The sequence below is a fragment of the Paenarthrobacter sp. UW852 genome, assembly GCF_024608385.1.
Taxonomy (GTDB): domain Bacteria; phylum Actinomycetota; class Actinomycetes; order Actinomycetales; family Micrococcaceae; genus Arthrobacter.
In genome coordinates this window covers 342,814-358,082 of record NZ_JAMSGY010000002.1, presented here as the reverse complement: position 1 = coordinate 358,082, position 15,269 = coordinate 342,814, and the positions used below count along the sequence as shown (strand labels likewise).

The 15,269-nt window shown below is 63.5% G+C and carries 16 protein-coding genes; 8 read left to right on the top strand and 8 right to left on the bottom strand.

Annotated features, from left to right (window positions below):
- The first annotated feature begins 24 nt into the window (after positions 1-24).
- Entirely contained in the window at positions 25-1,296 is a 1,272-nt protein-coding gene (locus NEK97_RS04765; RefSeq protein ID WP_257368785.1) for an APC family permease, read from the top strand.
- 112 nt (positions 1,297-1,408) lie between these two features.
- Here NEK97_RS04765 and NEK97_RS04760 read toward each other — a convergent pair whose 3' ends face one another.
- Positions 1,409-1,822, bottom strand: a complete 414-nt coding sequence (locus tag NEK97_RS04760; RefSeq protein ID WP_257368784.1) for a hypothetical protein — start codon at positions 1,820-1,822, stop codon at positions 1,409-1,411.
- Between the two features lie 422 nt (positions 1,823-2,244).
- Here NEK97_RS04760 and NEK97_RS04755 point away from each other — a divergent pair, with 422 nt between their 5' ends.
- Positions 2,245-2,931 (top strand): uridine kinase, encoded by a 687-nt coding sequence (locus tag NEK97_RS04755; protein ID WP_257368783.1) that lies wholly within the window; start codon positions 2,245-2,247, stop codon positions 2,929-2,931.
- Positions 2,932-2,985: 54 nt separating this feature from the next.
- On the opposite strand, the gene NEK97_RS04750 is transcribed toward NEK97_RS04755, so the two are convergent.
- The 3 genes from NEK97_RS04750 to NEK97_RS04740 form a co-directional block, all read right to left on the bottom strand.
- A complete protein-coding gene (locus NEK97_RS04750; protein WP_257368782.1) occupies positions 2,986-3,564 on the bottom strand; it encodes a hypothetical protein in 579 nt (192 codons plus the stop codon).
- A 297-nt stretch (positions 3,565-3,861) separates the two neighbouring features.
- Positions 3,862-5,241 carry a UDP-glucose/GDP-mannose dehydrogenase family protein gene (locus NEK97_RS04745; protein WP_257368781.1) on the bottom strand — a complete coding sequence of 460 codons (1,380 nt, stop codon included), beginning with the start codon at positions 5,239-5,241 and terminating at the stop codon, positions 3,862-3,864.
- Positions 5,238-6,404: a glycosyltransferase family 1 protein gene (locus NEK97_RS04740; RefSeq protein ID WP_257368780.1), complete on the bottom strand. Its 1,167-nt coding sequence runs from the start codon at positions 6,402-6,404 to the stop codon at positions 5,238-5,240. The genes NEK97_RS04745 and NEK97_RS04740 overlap by 4 nt, the downstream gene beginning before the upstream one ends.
- A 301-nt stretch (positions 6,405-6,705) precedes the next feature.
- Between NEK97_RS04740 and NEK97_RS04735 the strand changes: the two genes are divergently transcribed.
- Positions 6,706-8,463, top strand: coding sequence for an FG-GAP-like repeat-containing protein (locus tag NEK97_RS04735; RefSeq protein WP_257368779.1), 1,758 nt, complete (start codon positions 6,706-6,708; stop codon positions 8,461-8,463).
- Positions 8,464-8,534: 71 nt separating this feature from the next.
- Here NEK97_RS04735 and NEK97_RS04730 read toward each other — a convergent pair whose 3' ends face one another.
- Positions 8,535-8,978: a MerR family transcriptional regulator gene (locus tag NEK97_RS04730; protein ID WP_374111509.1), complete on the bottom strand. Its 444-nt coding sequence runs from the start codon at positions 8,976-8,978 to the stop codon at positions 8,535-8,537.
- A gap of 143 nt (positions 8,979-9,121) precedes the next feature.
- On the opposite strand from NEK97_RS04730, the gene NEK97_RS04725 reads away from it, so the two are divergent.
- From NEK97_RS04725 to NEK97_RS04715, 3 genes are all read left to right on the top strand, one after another.
- Positions 9,122-9,544 (top strand): Hsp20/alpha crystallin family protein, encoded by a 423-nt coding sequence (locus NEK97_RS04725; RefSeq protein WP_235519155.1) that lies wholly within the window; start codon positions 9,122-9,124, stop codon positions 9,542-9,544.
- Positions 9,545-9,770: 226 nt separating this feature from the next.
- Entirely contained in the window at positions 9,771-10,172 is a 402-nt protein-coding gene (locus NEK97_RS04720; RefSeq protein ID WP_257368778.1) for a J domain-containing protein, read from the top strand.
- Positions 10,169-10,546, top strand: coding sequence for a hypothetical protein (locus NEK97_RS04715; RefSeq protein WP_141283126.1), 378 nt, complete (start codon positions 10,169-10,171; stop codon positions 10,544-10,546). Before NEK97_RS04720 ends, NEK97_RS04715 begins: the two co-directional genes overlap by 4 nt.
- 21 nt (positions 10,547-10,567) lie before the next feature.
- Here the strand turns inward: NEK97_RS04715 and NEK97_RS04710 are convergent, their stop codons facing one another.
- Entirely contained in the window at positions 10,568-10,804 is a 237-nt protein-coding gene (locus NEK97_RS04710; RefSeq protein WP_257368777.1) for a hypothetical protein, read from the bottom strand.
- Complete coding sequence (locus NEK97_RS04705) at positions 10,797-12,275, bottom strand: flotillin family protein (RefSeq protein ID WP_257368776.1); 1,479 nt, start codon at positions 12,273-12,275, stop codon at positions 10,797-10,799. Before NEK97_RS04705 ends, NEK97_RS04710 begins: the two co-directional genes overlap by 8 nt.
- Positions 12,276-12,878: 603 nt before the next feature.
- Between NEK97_RS04705 and NEK97_RS04700 the strand changes: the two genes are divergently transcribed.
- A complete protein-coding gene (locus NEK97_RS04700; RefSeq protein WP_257368775.1) occupies positions 12,879-14,210 on the top strand; it encodes a DUF6350 family protein in 1,332 nt (443 codons plus the stop codon).
- 30 nt (positions 14,211-14,240) lie between these two features.
- Here NEK97_RS04700 and NEK97_RS04695 read toward each other — a convergent pair whose 3' ends face one another.
- On the bottom strand, positions 14,241-14,690 hold the full coding sequence (locus tag NEK97_RS04695) for a hypothetical protein (protein WP_257368774.1): 450 nt from the start codon (positions 14,688-14,690) through the stop codon (positions 14,241-14,243).
- A gap of 11 nt (positions 14,691-14,701) precedes the next feature.
- Between NEK97_RS04695 and purN the strand changes: the two genes are divergently transcribed.
- A complete protein-coding gene (gene purN / locus NEK97_RS04690; protein WP_235519162.1) occupies positions 14,702-15,265 on the top strand; it encodes a phosphoribosylglycinamide formyltransferase in 564 nt (187 codons plus the stop codon).
- Positions 15,266-15,269 lie beyond the last annotated feature (4 nt).

The window sequence follows — 15,269 nt, the reverse complement described above, 5'->3', positions numbered from 1 at the left end:
ACTCCCAACACGTGAAGGGTTTCCGTGAGCAATTCCCCGGCCTTGGCCCGCAGGCTCGGCACCTTCGATGCCTCACTCATCGGCCTCGGTTCCATGATCGGTGCCGGCGTGTTCGCTGCGTTCACCCCCGCTGCGGCTGCTGCAGGTTCGGGGCTGCTCGTGGGCTTGGTAGTTGCAGCCTTCGTGGCGTTCTGCAACGCCACATCGTCCGCTCAACTGGCCGCCACCTACCCGACATCGGGTGGTACCTACGTCTACGGCCGCGAGCGACTCGGGCCGTGGTACGGGTTCCTGGCCGGTTGGGGTTTCATCATCGGCAAGACGGCCAGCGCCGCAGCAATGGCAATGACGTTCGCCGCCTACGCCGCACCCCAAGGCTGGGAACGCCCGATGGCGATTGCCGCCGTCGTACTCCTGACGGCAGTGAACTATCACGGCGTAACCCGAACAGCCGGCCTGACCCGGATCCTGGTGGTTGCTGTGTTGATTGCGCTGGCCATCGCAGTCGGTGCGGTGTGGGGCGGATCAGGGCCTGACTTTGGCAACCTGGTGGGGGATGGGCTGCTGGCCCACGGCTGGTACGGGATTCTGCAGTCGGCCGGGCTGCTGTTCTTTGCCTTCGCCGGGTATGCGCGGATTGCAACGATGGGCGAGGAAGTCCGGGAGCCGCGTCGCACCATCCCTAGGGCCATCAGCATCGCCCTTGGGATCACGATCCTGGTCTATGCGACCATCGCCGTCACGCTGCTGGTCGCGCTCGGTCCCGACGGTATCGCGGAAAATACGACGCCGCTCGCCGCCGCCGTCGAACAGGGAACCATTGCGTGGGCTGCTCCCGTGGTTCGCGTCGGAGCTGCGATGGCTTCGCTGGGCGCACTGCTGGCTCTGATCGCCGGGTTGGGGAGGACAAGCCTGGCGATGGCCCGTGAGCACGATCTTCCGCATGCGCTCGCCGCCGTCCACCCGAAATATAAAGTGCCGCACCGAGCGGAGATGACGCTGGCGGTGGTCATTTGCGTGATCGTTGCGGTGGCTGATCTGCGGGGTGCCATCGGCTTCTCATCTTTCGGCGTGCTGCTCTATTACTTGGTGGCCAACATCGCCGCGTTCACGCAACCTGCCGAGGATCGTCGCTATCCGAAGGCACTACAGGTTGCTGGAGCGGTGGCGTGCGTGGTGCTTGTTGTGACGCTGCCGCCACTGTCCGTGGGGCTTGGTGTTCTCATGTTTGTGGTTGGCATCGTGTTCCGGCTGCTGCGGCTCCGCCGGGCTGGGCACGACTCCACCTGGGGGTAATCGGGTGGAGCCGTGTCGTAGTGCCTCCGACGCCGGGGCGGGTGGGGTTTCCCGCCGGAAACCGGGATCCCGCCCCAGCGGCAGAAGAAGAGACCATGGCTGGTTTGTGGGACTAGGTGGTATGAAGGGATTCCTGCGCGCTGTCGTCATCTCTAGCCATGTACTTGTAGAGGCTCAGAACAGCCACCGTTAGGGCGCAGACCGCAGCGACAAGGCCTATGGTCTCTTGAATTGGCACGGCAAGGAGCGGGGTCAGAGCTACAGAGTTGGCAAAACCCGCGCTGGCGAAGATGCCTGCCCGCAGAACAAGGAGCCGGTCCGGATTCATGAAGTGAAGTGTGATTGGTCCGAGGACACCAAGGATCAGCAATCCGATCATTACTGAGTTGAGAACAATATTGGGGTTGAGCTTTGACAAGCCGGCGGGTGGTGGATTTAGCCCGAGTATCACCGCTGAGAGGCCCGAGCAGCCCGCAACTGCTAAGCCCAGGATGCGGAGTGCAGGCGAAAGGTCGTGAGTCAGCATGAAGCAGTATTCCTGATGTTGTTCAGTGCTAGGAAAATTCCGAAGGACTTGGACAGCCTTAAGACGTTGCTAAATTTCAATTCGTCCTCACTCAGAGCCGATAGTGATATTAGGAACTCGCGCCCAAACACCAGAGTTGGTCGCGGCTTCGGCGGGCTGGGCACGACTCCACCTGGGGGTAATCGGGTGGAGCCGTGCCGGTATGCCTCCGACGCCGGGGCGGGTGGGGTTTCCCGCCGGACACCGGGATCCCGCCCCAGAGGCACAAGAAGAGACTATGGGCGGATTTTGGGACTAGGTGGTGGGAAGGGATAACTAGGTGCTGAGCGCGCCCGGTTTGTGTGGTTCATGGCCCAAGATGAGTGGAGATTCGGCGTCCCTAGGTGCTGGGGGATGAGGTCATCCTGTGCCACGATGGTCCGATGATTGGGGAGAGCCTACTGGCTGGCAGAGCGGAACTCTTGCAGTTCCTGGCGAGAGAAATCGTGGAACTCGGTGAGGGCCGCCGCCTGATTGGCATTGATGGCGCCGACGGATGCGGCAAAACAACGTTCACCGATGAACTTGCATCCGTGATTCAGAGCCGGCCGGTCGTGACTATCCACCTAGACGATTTCCTCAACCTGCAGGAAGTCCGGCACCGGCGAGGACGGACATCGCCGGACGGGTTCTGGCTGGACACCTACGACTACGCGGCCTTCCAGGAAAACGTTCTGACTCCGCTGCGAAGGGGCGGGGACGGAAAGTATCGCCCGGCCGTCACGGATGCCCGTCAGAACCAGAGACTTGAGTTACCTATACGGGAAGCGCCGGAGGAAGCCTTGGTGCTGGTCGAGGGGATGTTCCTTCACCGGGACGAATTGATGGGCCAGTGGGACTACTCGATCTTCCTCGATGTCCCGTTCACCGAAACCGCACGACGAATGTCCATACGCGACGGCGGCAACCCAGACCCCGAACATCCGTCCATGCGCCGGTATGTCGGCGGCCAGCGTCTCTACTTCGAGGCCGTGGAACCGTGGACGCGCGCAACCAGGGTTGTCGACAACACTCAGCCGGACGAACCCAGGTTGCTATCCCTCGGTGAAGCGTCGAAGCGCAGACGCTGATAGCAGTGTGGGGCGACCACGGCACTTCACGCCACGACCGCCCCACAGAAGAAGCTACTTTTCGCAGGCGATTCCGTCGCCGTCCGAGTCGAGCTTGTAGATATCCGAGCCGATGACGGTCACCGGACCCCGAACGTATGCGGGACCATTGCCCTTTCCGCCGGCGCAGTCAACATCGGAAGCTATAGGAACGCAGCCGCTGTAGTTCGGATCGCAGCCATTTTGTGCCTGTGGTGCGGGGGCTTGCGCCTTTGGAACTACCGCGGCTGCTGCCTTGTCAGCAGCCGCTTTAGCTGCCGCAGCTTGAGCAGCTGAGGCCTGCTCTGAAGCCGCCTTGTCCGCTGCCGCCTTGTCCGCAGCGACTTTGTCGGCCGCGGCCTTATCAGCAGCTGCTTTATCGGCCGCGGCCTTATCCGCTGCAGCCTTAGCTGCGGCTTCGGCAGCGCGCTGATCCGAAAGTTTCCGTGCGGTTGCTGAGTCCAACCACACGAATTTCCCGGATTGATCCATGCCACAGACATAGGTGTCACCGGCGCCGACCTGCGTAGCCTTCTCTGTTGTACAGGACGTTCCGGCGACCTTGCTCGGAGTTGGTGTCGGCGTCGACGACGGCGAGGACTTGGACGTGCTCACTGAGCTGGCGGTGGTTGTGGACCCCTGTCCGCAGGCCGTCAGCAGGACAACGACAGAGCCTAAGGCGAGCAGGGCGAGCGATTTACGGCCTTGAGCCAAGGAAGACTTGCGCCGGAAATGCCTATTTTTGGACGTGCGAATAGCACCCTTTTTCAATGTAATGCCCCCTTTAGATGCGCCGATGCGATGGCGCGTGTTGCGACCATAACACCGGCCGAACAGCAAAGGGAGAGGAAGTTATCTATGACTTTGCATGGAGCGAAAGTTACGATCGACTGCTTCCGCGCCATCCGTGCATCAAGCCCGTGCGTGCTTCCGCCGCGCAGGCAGCTTCCCAGTGCCTTCCGCGGAGAGCGCGGCACCCGTCCCCAACCCGCGGACCGTCCACCCGGCGCTCCGCCAAGCCTCAGTGTCCAGGACGTTTCGAGCGTCAAGCACCATCCGGCGTCGTACCAGCGAGCCGACAGCAACGGGTGACAGCGAGACGTACTCGTCCCATTCCGTCAGCAGCAGCACGAGTTCGGCGCCTTCGAGGGCGCGTTTGGTGGAGGCTTCGAAGCGGATCTGCGGGTAGCGGATCCAGGCGTTGTTGATGGCTTTGGGGTCGGTGACGGTGACGTGCGCGCCGGCGGAGGCGAGTTGCTGGGCGACGTCCAGGGCGGGGGAGTCGCGGATGTCGTCGGTGTCGGGCTTGAAGGCTGCGCCGAGGATAGTCACGGTGCGGCCGGACAGGAATCCGCGGCACATCTCACGGGCGACTTCCACTGCGCGGGAGCGCTGATCGAGGTTGACCGAATCAACCAACGCCATCCACTCGTCCACCGAGGGCACCGAAAGCTCACGTGCCTGGGCCCGGAAGGACCGGATGTCCTTGGGCAGGCAGCCACCGCCGAAGCCGAGCCCGGCGTGCAGGTACCGGTTGCCGATGCGCGGATCCAGGCCCATCGCCTCGCTGAGTTCGCTGACGTCCGCGCCCGAAGCGTCGCACAGCTCTGCCATGGCGTTGATGAAGCTGACCTTCGTGGCCAGGAACGCGTTCGACGCCGACTTGATCAGTTCCGCCGTCGCAAAATTGCAGACCAAGCGCGGGATCCCGGCAATGATCAGTGGCTCGTAGACGGCGTCGAGCACGGCGGTGACTGGAGCCCCGGCCGCGGCATCCTTACCACCCGGGACGCCGTAGACCAGCCGGTCGGGGACCAACGAATCCTTGACGGCAGTGCCCTGGCGCAGGAACTCTGGGTTCCAGCCGAGCAGCACGTCCGAGCGACGTGCCAGCAGCTCGCGCAGCTTCTCCACCGTGCCTACCGGCACCGTCGATTTACCGACGACGGCGGCCCCCTTGGCCAGGTGCGGCAGGAGGCTCTTCGTGGCGCCCATGAGGTAGGAGAGGTCCGCGGTATCCGAGGTTTTGGACTGGGGAGTGCCTACACAGAGGAAGTGAACTTCGGCATCCGCGGCGAGAGCGAAGTCCGTGGTGAACTGGAGCCGGCCGGTGGTGCGACCGTCGCTCAGGAGTTCGTCCAGGCCGGGTTCGTGGAAGGGGGCCATTGCCTTGTTGAGCTGTTCAACTTTGGAGGAATCGACGTCGATACCCACCACAGTGTGGCCCATCGAAGCGAGCGTTGCTGCGTGGACTGCGCCGAGGTAGCCGCAGCCGATCACGGAAATCTTCATGAAGTGGGTCCTTTGCTTGAGGTCAATTCGGTGGGGCCGTTTTCCCGCGAGAAAGAGGCGATGACTTCGGTGTAATGGCGGACCAGGTCGGCGCTGAGCACAGGCCACGTCCTGCCCTGGACAGACGCGGCTGCTGCCGTTGCGAACGCGCGGCGCTTGGCGTCGTCGCCCATCAGATCCTGCACGTAATCGCGCAGCTGGGTGAGGTTCCCGGGCTCGTAGAGCCAGCCGGTGCGCGAGTTCTCCACGAGGTCCAAGGGGCCGCCGCGTCCGGTAGCCACCACGGGAACGCCCGACGCCATGGCTTCCTGGATGGTCTGGCAGAAGGTTTCGAACTCGCCGGGATGGACGAACAGGTCAAAGGAGGCAACAGCTTCGGCCAGGGCATCCCCGCCAAGGAAGCCCGTAAATACAGCGCCCGGCAGCGCAGCTTCAAGGGAGGCGCGCTGCGGGCCATCGCCCACAATCACCAGCTTCGTGTTCGGCAGATCAGCGAGCACGGCGAGGTCCTCAACCTGTTTCTCCACGGCGAGCCGGCCGACGTAGCCGATGATGCGGTGACCGTCGGGCGCTACTTGGCTGCGCCACGCCGTCGAACGTTTGCCGGGGTTGAAGCGCGCGGTATCCACACCGCGACGCCACATATCCACGCGCAGGATGCCGCGACCGCGCAACTGATTCAGCGCGAACGTGGACGGCACAAGGGTTCGGGTTGCCAGGAGGTGGATGTTGTCCACACGGTTCCATGCCCAGTTCTCCAGGAACGGCACGCCATAGCGGGCGGCGTAGCTTGGAACCTCGGTTTGATAGATCGCCACGCTCGGGATGCCGAGTTGGTGGGCGGCCTGCACGGCGCGCCAGCCGAGGACGAACGGGGAGGCGAGGTGCACCACGTCGGGCGAGAAATCGGCAAGGATTCGCTTGACCCGATTCACACCACCTAACGCAACCCGCACATTTGTGTAACCGGCCAGCGGCACCGAGGGAAGCCGGTGCACATACGCACCCTTCTCGACGCTCGAAACATCAGTGTCCGACGTCGACGGCGCGATCACCATCACCTCATCCCCGCGCTCCTGCAGATGCTCCAGCACCCGCAGTATCGAGTGGGTTACCCCATTCATCAATGGCAGGAATGATTCGGCGACGATTGCGATCCTCACGCCTTCAACGGTGGTCGGGGCGGTTGGCGGTGCGGGTGCGGGCGGGTGGCCTGTGGAGGAAGAGTTGGTTAACAGGCGGTTCTTAGTTTTGTCCGGGCCCGCTTGTAGACTCCCTTCAACGGACGCGCTCAGGCGTCCTTTATCTGGGGGTTCTGCCATGGTTGCTGCTGGGGATGTTTCGCGCGCGCCTTTTGAGGTTTTGCGACCGGGCTTACGACGGCTAGGTGGGGTACGACGACGGCGCCGGGCAGCGGCGGGAACTGTCGCCGTCGGACTGGCGCTGGGGCTGTTTTTGGGAACCTTGGGTTCGCCCGCTGTAGCGGACGATCTCACCCGCGTTGTCCCCGTCGGCGAGCGCCCTACGGGTATCGCCGTGAATCCGGCCACCAACAAGGCGTATGTGGCCACCTTTGACGGTGTCGATGTGGTTGACGGCGAGCTCTCCAGTGGCCTCCTGTACACGGGGGACATGCCGGTGGACGTCGCGGTGAACCCAGTGACGAACAAGGTTTTCGTCAGCGAAATCGGTGGGGCCGTGGCCGTGGTCGATGGTGCTACCCGCGCCGTGACTTCAGTTCCTGTCGGCGCGAACCCGGGCAGGCTTGCAGTGAACCCGGTGACGAACAAGACCTACGTCGCATGGCAGAACGGCGTGAAAGTGATCGACGGTGCCACCCTCACCGCCACTGCTTTGCCGGTAGCCGGCGCCCAGGAGATCGCGGTGAACTCGACCACCGGCAAGGTCTACATTTTGGGTGGCGGAGTCATCAAGGTGATTGGCGCTGGTGGTGTGGTGACCTCGACCATCAGCATCGGCGCCGGCGGCATCTTGGATCTAGCCATCAACGAAACCACGAACAAGATCTACTTCACCACCCTGGGCAAGTATGGAGCCGGGGTGCGCGTGATTGACGGCATGACGGACACCATTACTGACACGATTCCGACCACAAACAACGTGGGCAAACTGGCAGTGAACCCGGTGACCAACACCGTGTACGTCGCTGGGGACAGCGAGGGCATCGACGGGTTCGTGCAGGTCATTGACCCAGCCACAAAGACACAGGTCGCCAAACTGCGAACTCCCTCTCGTGTCACCGACATTCTGGTCAACTCCAGAGGCAACAAGGCTTATGCGCTCCTGCAAGGGAGGGGAGTCACCGTGGTGGATGGCGACAACCGTTTCTCCGCCGTGTTCTCCGGACAGGATCCCCTGGACGCCGCGGTCAACCCGAACACCGGCAAGGTCTACGTCTCCAACAACGGAAGTGCCTCCGTGTCCGTGATTGACGGCTCTGTTGCAGCGCCTGTGAAGAACGACTTCAACGGTGATTCGCATCCTGACGTGTTGGCGCGCGACGTATCCGGCGCGCTGTGGCTGTACCCGGGCAACGGATCGGGCGGCTGGCTCCAGCGCGTCCAAGTCGGCCAAGGCTGGAACGTGATGACGGCCCTGATCGCGCCGGGCGACTTCAACGGCGACTCCTTTGCCGACGTTTTGGCGCGCGACGGCGGGGGTCTCCTGTGGCTCTACCCGGGCAACGGTGCAGGCGGGCTCGGAACCCGGGTGCTGGTTGGTAGCGGCTGGGAAAACATGAACGCCATCGAGCCCATCAACTTCTTTGGCGCCGGCTTCGGGGACGTCGTGGCCCGCGACCGTGGCGGGGCCTTGTGGCTGTACCGGGGCGACGGAAAGGGTGGCTGGTTGCCCCGGATGTGGGTTGATTCGGGCTGGTCGGCATTGTCTGAAATCACTGGCGCCGACGACTTCAACGGCGACGGCGTCACCGACCTCGTGGCCCGCGACAGCGCTGGGACCTTGTGGTTGTACCCGCCCAAGGGAACCAGCGGATGGCTGCCCCGCCAGGTCACCGGTCAAGGTTGGAACGCGATGAACTCACTGGTTGGACCCGGCGATTTCGACGGCGACGGGCGGGCTGATCTGCTGGCCCGGGACTCCAGCGGTGGGCTGTGGTTGTACTCCGGTCAAGGAGGATCGGCATGGCCCACGGCGAAGCAGGTTGGGGCCGGGTGGAATGTGATGACGGCGATAATCTGACGCGTGCTGCTCGACAAGGTGTCTGAGCCTTGGGTTGTGCGCATGTCAGGCCTTCTCGGCATGTAAACAACTCATGAGCCAGTGCCAGCGCCCCCACTTCGCGCAGCCTTCAAGTCCTTCCGCAGCCCCTTGTTGTCCGCCCGTAGTTCCCGGTTGTCCTGCGTCAGGCCATGGTTGTCCTCTGTCAGTCCACGATTCTGAGCTTCCAGCTCCAACACGAGCTTCACGCCGGCCAGGTTCAGCCCCTCATCCAGCAACACCCCGATCCGGCGCAGGGTCGCCAGGTTCCGTTCGCTGTAGCGGCGGGTGCCGCCGTCGGTCCTCTCGGGGGTGAGTAGCCCTTTACGTTCGTACAGCCGAAGGTTTTGCTGGCCGGTGCCCACGAGCTCAGCTGCAACGGAGATCGCGTAGACGCCGAGCGCGTCCCGGTCGCCGGTAGAACCCGACCCGCCGTCGGACGCGGCGGCGCCCAATCCGCCGTCGTGCCCTCCAGATGAACTGTCCGCAGCACCCATCCGAAACCTCTCCAAAATTCTTCCGAAAACCTACTTGCACCACTCTCTCACCAGTGCTATAAAAAATCTATACCAGCCAACACAGATCTGGAAGGCTGGACCAACAGAAGAGTCAGCATCAAGATCTAAGGAGTGAGAACAAAATGCTGATGCGCACTGACCCGTTCCGCGAATTCGACAGGCTCGCCCAACAGGTTTTTGGCACAACAGCACGCCCCGCCGGCATGCCGATGGACGCCTGGCAGGAAGGCGAAGAGTTTGTGGTCGCTTTCGATCTGCCTGGTGTAAACCCTGAATCGGTGGACCTCGACGTCGAGCGTAACGTCCTGACCGTTAAGGCAGAACGGAAGTCGCCAGCGGGCGAGAACACCGAACTGATCGCCGCCGAACGCCCCCAAGGCGTTTTCAGCCGCCAACTCATCCTGGGCGACACCCTGGACACCGACGGCGTCAAGGCCAGCTACGACGCAGGTGTGCTGACACTCCGCATCCCCGTCGCCGAGAAGGCCAAGCCCCGGCGCATCGAAATCACGTCCAACGAGCAACGACAGGAAATTAACGCGTAATCCACCCTCTCCGCTGAGGGCTCGCCCGGGGGTGGCCCTCAGCGGAGCGCAGGACGGGAGCTTCGGATCGGCCGCAGCATCGGAAAATGGGCGCAGGCTTCGCGCCACGCCACAGCGCTTGACGCGCAGAGGAAAACGCGGCCCCTGACGTCGCCTCCCGATCGGATGGCCCTCGGCTTCGGCCGGGGGCCATCTCCCATCCACCGCATCCCACCCGGAACCAGCAGTGAACACCCAGCCAGACCACTACGCCACCCTGCACGTGACACCCGACGCCACCCCGCGCGAGATCGCACGCGCCTACCGGGCGCTGCTGCGCACCCACCACCCGGACACGCGCCAAGCAGCCGACGACGGCGGCGCCCCCTCAGCGAGCGACGTCCAGGAACTGCACGCCATCATGCAGGCGTACGTCGTTTTGTCGGACCCAGGAAAGCGGGCGGCATACGACCGTGAGCGGCGCTCCAGTGCTCCATACGGTGATCGTGGAACGCCTGTGAAGGTCCGAGTCCATCGATCGCCGGAAGCTACGCCCGGTCCCACCTCGGGGCAGGGGCCGCTGTCGTTTGGCCCGGCCCGATGGGAGCCCCTGCCCCGAAGCACCCGACTTCCAAGGAGACATTCATGAGCGCATGGCGTCCCTACGACGGCCACATCATCCCGGCCTTCTACGAACGGTTCGAGAAACGCTGGGGGAGGGGGACCGCGCCGTTCCTCGATCCCGAGGTCCATGAGCAGCCCATGCCCCGTGCCCAGTGGATCAACCCCGATACGGGCGCGGCCGTGGCGGTCGTTCCTATCTGGACCGACGACCCCGAGCACAGATCCTTCGGCGTCTTCTACCTACCGCCAGCCGGCGATATTTGGATGCTGCGGCCTGGACCCACCACGTTCCTGGAACCCAGCGGGGGAGCGAGTCGAGAGCAGGTGACACTCCGGAATGACGCGTTCAAGAAGGCGGTCAACCATGCCAAGGAGTTCATCTACGGGCCACAGTTGTAAGGGCGTGCCGCGCGAGGGCGGCTATTCCTGCAGGACGTCCGGCAGTTCGTCCACGTAGACCGATTGCGGCGGTTCGAAGTAGATCACCAGAACTTTCTCGCCCACGGTAAAGACACTCGTCTTGTCAAATGGGTAGGCGAAGAAGGCGCTGGTCCCACCATGGAAGGGAAGCATGACTTCGCCAATGGTTCCAGGCGCGACGGTGCCTGTGACCCTGCCGATCTTTCCGGTCAGACTTCGATCCACCGCTCTAGGCATCTGGTGCCTTGCCGGAAGGGGATTGAGCGGGTGGTGCCTTGACCGGAGCTGGGCGGGGAGAAGGAGCAGGCGTTTCCTTGCCCCGCAGCGCCGAAGCAAGCGACGGCAGGAAGTTGCCCACCTGGGACAGGATTCCGCCCACCATGCTGTTCAGCCCCTCGCCACCATTGAGTACTGTAAGCTGCCCAATCCGTGAGAACGGCTCAGCGGCTGCCGACACGATCGCGGGCATGTTCTCCGCGATCTGCTGGGAGATGACGGCATCCTGGTTGGTTTCGAGCGCTTCACCGCGTGCCTTGATGCCTTCAGCTTCAGCCAACGCCTTGGCCTTCACAGCGGAGGCGGCCGCATTGCCGCGCGCCGTCGTCGCCGCTGCCTCGGCCTCACCCGTGACGCGCGTTGCGCCTGCCATGGCTGCGGCTGCCCCGGCGTTGGCTTGGGCTTCGAGCTCGACCCGCCGGGCGTTGGCTTGGGCCTCGAGTTCGGTGCGCTTGGCCAATGCTTCCGCGGCGCTGATGTCAGCCGCCTTCTTGGCTTCGGCGTCGGTACGTTGGGCGTATGCCCGGGCATCTGCGGGCTTACGGATGGTGGTCTGCAGTTTCTGCTCTTCGCGATCGGCCTCAAGCTTGGCCACTTCGGTCTCCTGAACCACCACCTGCTGACGGGCGGTGGCGTCGGCCAGCGGCCCGGCTTGCGCGGCCTGGGCGCGTGCCTGCTCCGCGTTGGCCTGTGCTGCGGATTGCTTGATAGCGGAAAGGCTCTGTGCGTCCGCGATCAGGGCCGCGGCTTCCGCTTCTTTCTCTGCAGCTTCCCGGTTGCTGGTGGCCTCCGCTATGCGGGCCTCCATCTTCACCTGCGCGATGTGCGGCTTTGCCAGGTTCTGGATATAGCCGGTGGGGTCCTGCAGGTCCTTGATCTGCAGTGAATCCACCACCAGGCCCAGTTTCTCCATCTCCACGCCGCTGGCACTGCGAACCAAAGAAGCCAGCTTGTCGCGCTCGCGGATGATTTCCTCCACGGTCATGCTGCCGATGATCGAACGCAGGTGCCCTTCGAAGACGTTGTAGACCTGGCTCTCCATCTTCGGCTGCTGTCCCAGGAACCGCCGGGCAGCGTTGGCGATGAACGGGGGAGCGTCGCCGATCTTGTAGATCACCACACCGTCCACGATCACTTGGATGCCCTGCGAGGTCACGCACGAGACCTTGAGTTCAGTTTCATTCAGGGTCAGGGCAAGGCTGCGGACCGTCTGCAACCCCGGGACCACCAGGGCGCCCTTTCCGGTGACGATCTTGAAGTCCATGCCGTCTGTATTTTCCAGTGTTCCGCGCGTAAGGCCCGAGATGATGAGAGCCTCATTCGGTTCCGCCACCTTCCACATCGCCTTCGTGGCCAGCCAAATGAAGCCGATCACGAGTACGACGCCCAGAATGATGGCGATCAGCGGGAAGAAAGCTGCGAGGTCGTCCATTGACCTTGTCCCTTCAGACGGTGTGAGCGACACACTTTGGTTGACCCCCAATAGGCCAAATGGTTGCTCGTGTACACAGTCTCGTTGCGCCGAAGCGGGGAGTCCAGCACATTTGTGCGTCATTTGTGCGGCAACCCGGCGGGTCCAAAGTGCCGAGACGTCGCCCCTCGGCGGGAGTGGCACTTAGGTGGGCCGGCCGCCGTCGTGCGTTTCTTCGCGAGGGGTGAGCTTTCGCGACTTAGAAGGGCTTCATAGGGGTGAGACGTCGCCCCTCGGCGGGGCGGGAGGGGTTAGAAGTCGCCCCTCGGCGCAAGGAAGGAGGGAACAAAAGAAGGCTGGTGCAGCCTGGGAAAAGATCCGAAGGTGGCTGCACCAGCTGCTAGTACGACTTTCCGTTTAGAAGTTGTGACACCTATTCATTGGCCGCTCCTAGTTCCCGGCTTCGTTTGTTTCCGGGTCTTTCAACATCAGTTGGGGGCCGTCATCCGCCCCGGGAGAACACCTCCCATCTTACGGCGGCCCATAGGAAAAAGCGCAGGAATTCGCGGTATTTCGGGGGAGTCTGACGGGCGGGTGCTGCCCACCGTGGCACGATAGATCACGATGAAACTGCGCGCTGATCAGACCGGAAACCGTGGCCTCCCCATGCCCCTTTGGCTGCAGGGCGGTTTGGAAGCGGCTCAGTCGGCGTTCATTTCGGCCATTGTTGTTGTGTTGCCGCTGGTGGGGGTGTGGGCGACCGACGGTTTTCAGGACCGCAACGTCGACACCCTGGCCCGTCTGGCCGGCCAGGCCTGGCTGCTAATCCACGGTGTTCCGCTTGGACTGGCACACGTCGATATGGGCACGGCGGCACAACCGGGATCTGGCCTGTTGTCCCTGCACCCGCTGGGGCTGACGCTCGTCCCGTTCCTGCTTGCCTGGCGTGCAGGCCGGCGACTCGCCCGTGCCTCGTACACGGACCAGCTGTGGCAGGCGTTCTTGGGCGCTTTCGTTGTGTACGCGGCGTTCGGGATGGCTACCGGGTTTGTGTGCCGCACCCCGGAAGTGGTCATCAACCTTTGGTACGCCATGACCATCCCGCTCATTTCCTTCGCCCTGGGCATGATCGTCGGTGCCCGGCGTGAGGCTGGTTCGTGGAGCCGGCTGATTGGCGTGGATGCCGTCGCCTGGCTTTCGAAAACCAGTCAGCATTCACGGTGGGCAGGCTCGTATGTCGGCTCCGGGTTGAAGGCCGGTTTTGTGGCGATCACGGCCGCGGTGAGCTTGTCGGCGGTACTGCTGGCTGCCACCATCGTGTGGCACTGGACTGACATTATTGCCGTCTACGAGGGCATCCAGGCCGGCGCGTTGGGCGGCGCCGTGCTCACCATTGCGCAGCTCGGTTTCCTGCCGAACCTGGTGATCTTTGCGCTTTCCTGGTCCTCCGGCGCGGGGTTCTCACTGGGTGTCGGCTCCACGGCAGGTCCACTGGGCACCACGGTTGGACCGCTCCCGGCAGTCCCCATTCTGGGTGGTCTCCCGGCCGGGCAGCTCGACTTCGGCTCCGCCGCCCTGGCACTGCCGGTAGTCGCCGGGATCTTGGCAGGGTGGTGGTTCCTGCGCGAAGGCGAAAACCACTTTGACGAATGGCTCTCCATCAAAATCAAAGCCCGCTGGTTCACTGCCGCGGCATCAACGCTGTTCCTCGGCGCGTTCATCGGCACCGTCGCAGGGCTGCTCGGCGGCGCGATGGCCTGGATCGCCCGCGGTTCTGCCGGTATTGGCCGGCTCACGGAAATCGGACCTCACCCGCTGTGGACGGCAGTCTGGCTTGCCGCCGAAGTGGGGATCGGCGTCGTGATTGGGTACGCAGTGGGGCCCTGGCTGGAACGCAGCCAGAAGCAGCGCGAGGCGAACCTCGACGAAGCAGCGTACGACGACGAACACGCCTAAGCGGTCAGCGGCCGCCAAGCGGACGCCGGGCTACCGCAACGGCCCCGGCATGGAGTTTTCCAGCTGGGTCAGGCACTGCGACTTCGCGGTTTCCGTGAGCGCACTGCGGGAGCAATCCTGGTAGGTGCTGACCTGCTTGAAGAAAAGCACGGACGTCAGGATGAGCAGGCACATCACGGCGGTAACGATCAGGCCGGAGATGGTCCCGAACAGGATCAGGCGGGGCTGCTTGAACTTCACTGTCCGCACCAGCACCACAACGCCCAACACCCCGGCGGCGAGCGTGAGGATGGCGCTCAGCCAGACGTAATCCACGTTCAGGGAGAACACGAAGAACGCGCCCAAGGCCGACAAAAGGAAGGCGCGGAACAGGATCTGGGTCACGCCGAGCGCGGACTTTTCGGCCTCGGACCGGGATTGCTGGCTCGGCTTGGGACCGACGTCGGGATTCATGTTTTCCAGCCTACGCGAGCCGCCCATAAGCTAGTGCAATGCGCATTGTTGTCCTCGTCTCCGGTACCGGTTCCAATCTTCAGGCAGTCATCGACGCCGTGAAGTCAGGTGAACTGGATGTCGAGATCGCCGCTGTGGGCGCTGACCGGCCCGATACCTACGGCGTGGAGCGTTCCGACGAAGCGGGCATTGAGACGTTCGTGGTGAACTTCAACTCCTTCGAAACCCGCGCCGAGTGGGACGCGGCCTTGCGCGACAAGGTGCTTTCCTACAGCCCGGATGTGGTGGTTTCCTCCGGTTTCATGCGGATCGTGAGCGCCGACTTCATCGATGCCTTCGGCGGCAAGTACGTCAACACCCACCCGGCGCTGCTCCCGTCCTTCCCCGGCGCCCACGGTGTCCGCGATGCGATGGCCTACGGCGTTAAGGTCACCGGCTGCACCGTGCACTGGGCCGACGCCGGCGTGGACACGGGCCCCATCATCGCCCAAGAGGCCGTCTCTGTGCTTCCGGATGACACCGAAGAAACCCTCCACGAGCGCATCAAGATCGTGGAGCGCCGACTGCTGGTCCAGACGCTGCGGGACCTCGCGGCCCACTAGCCCG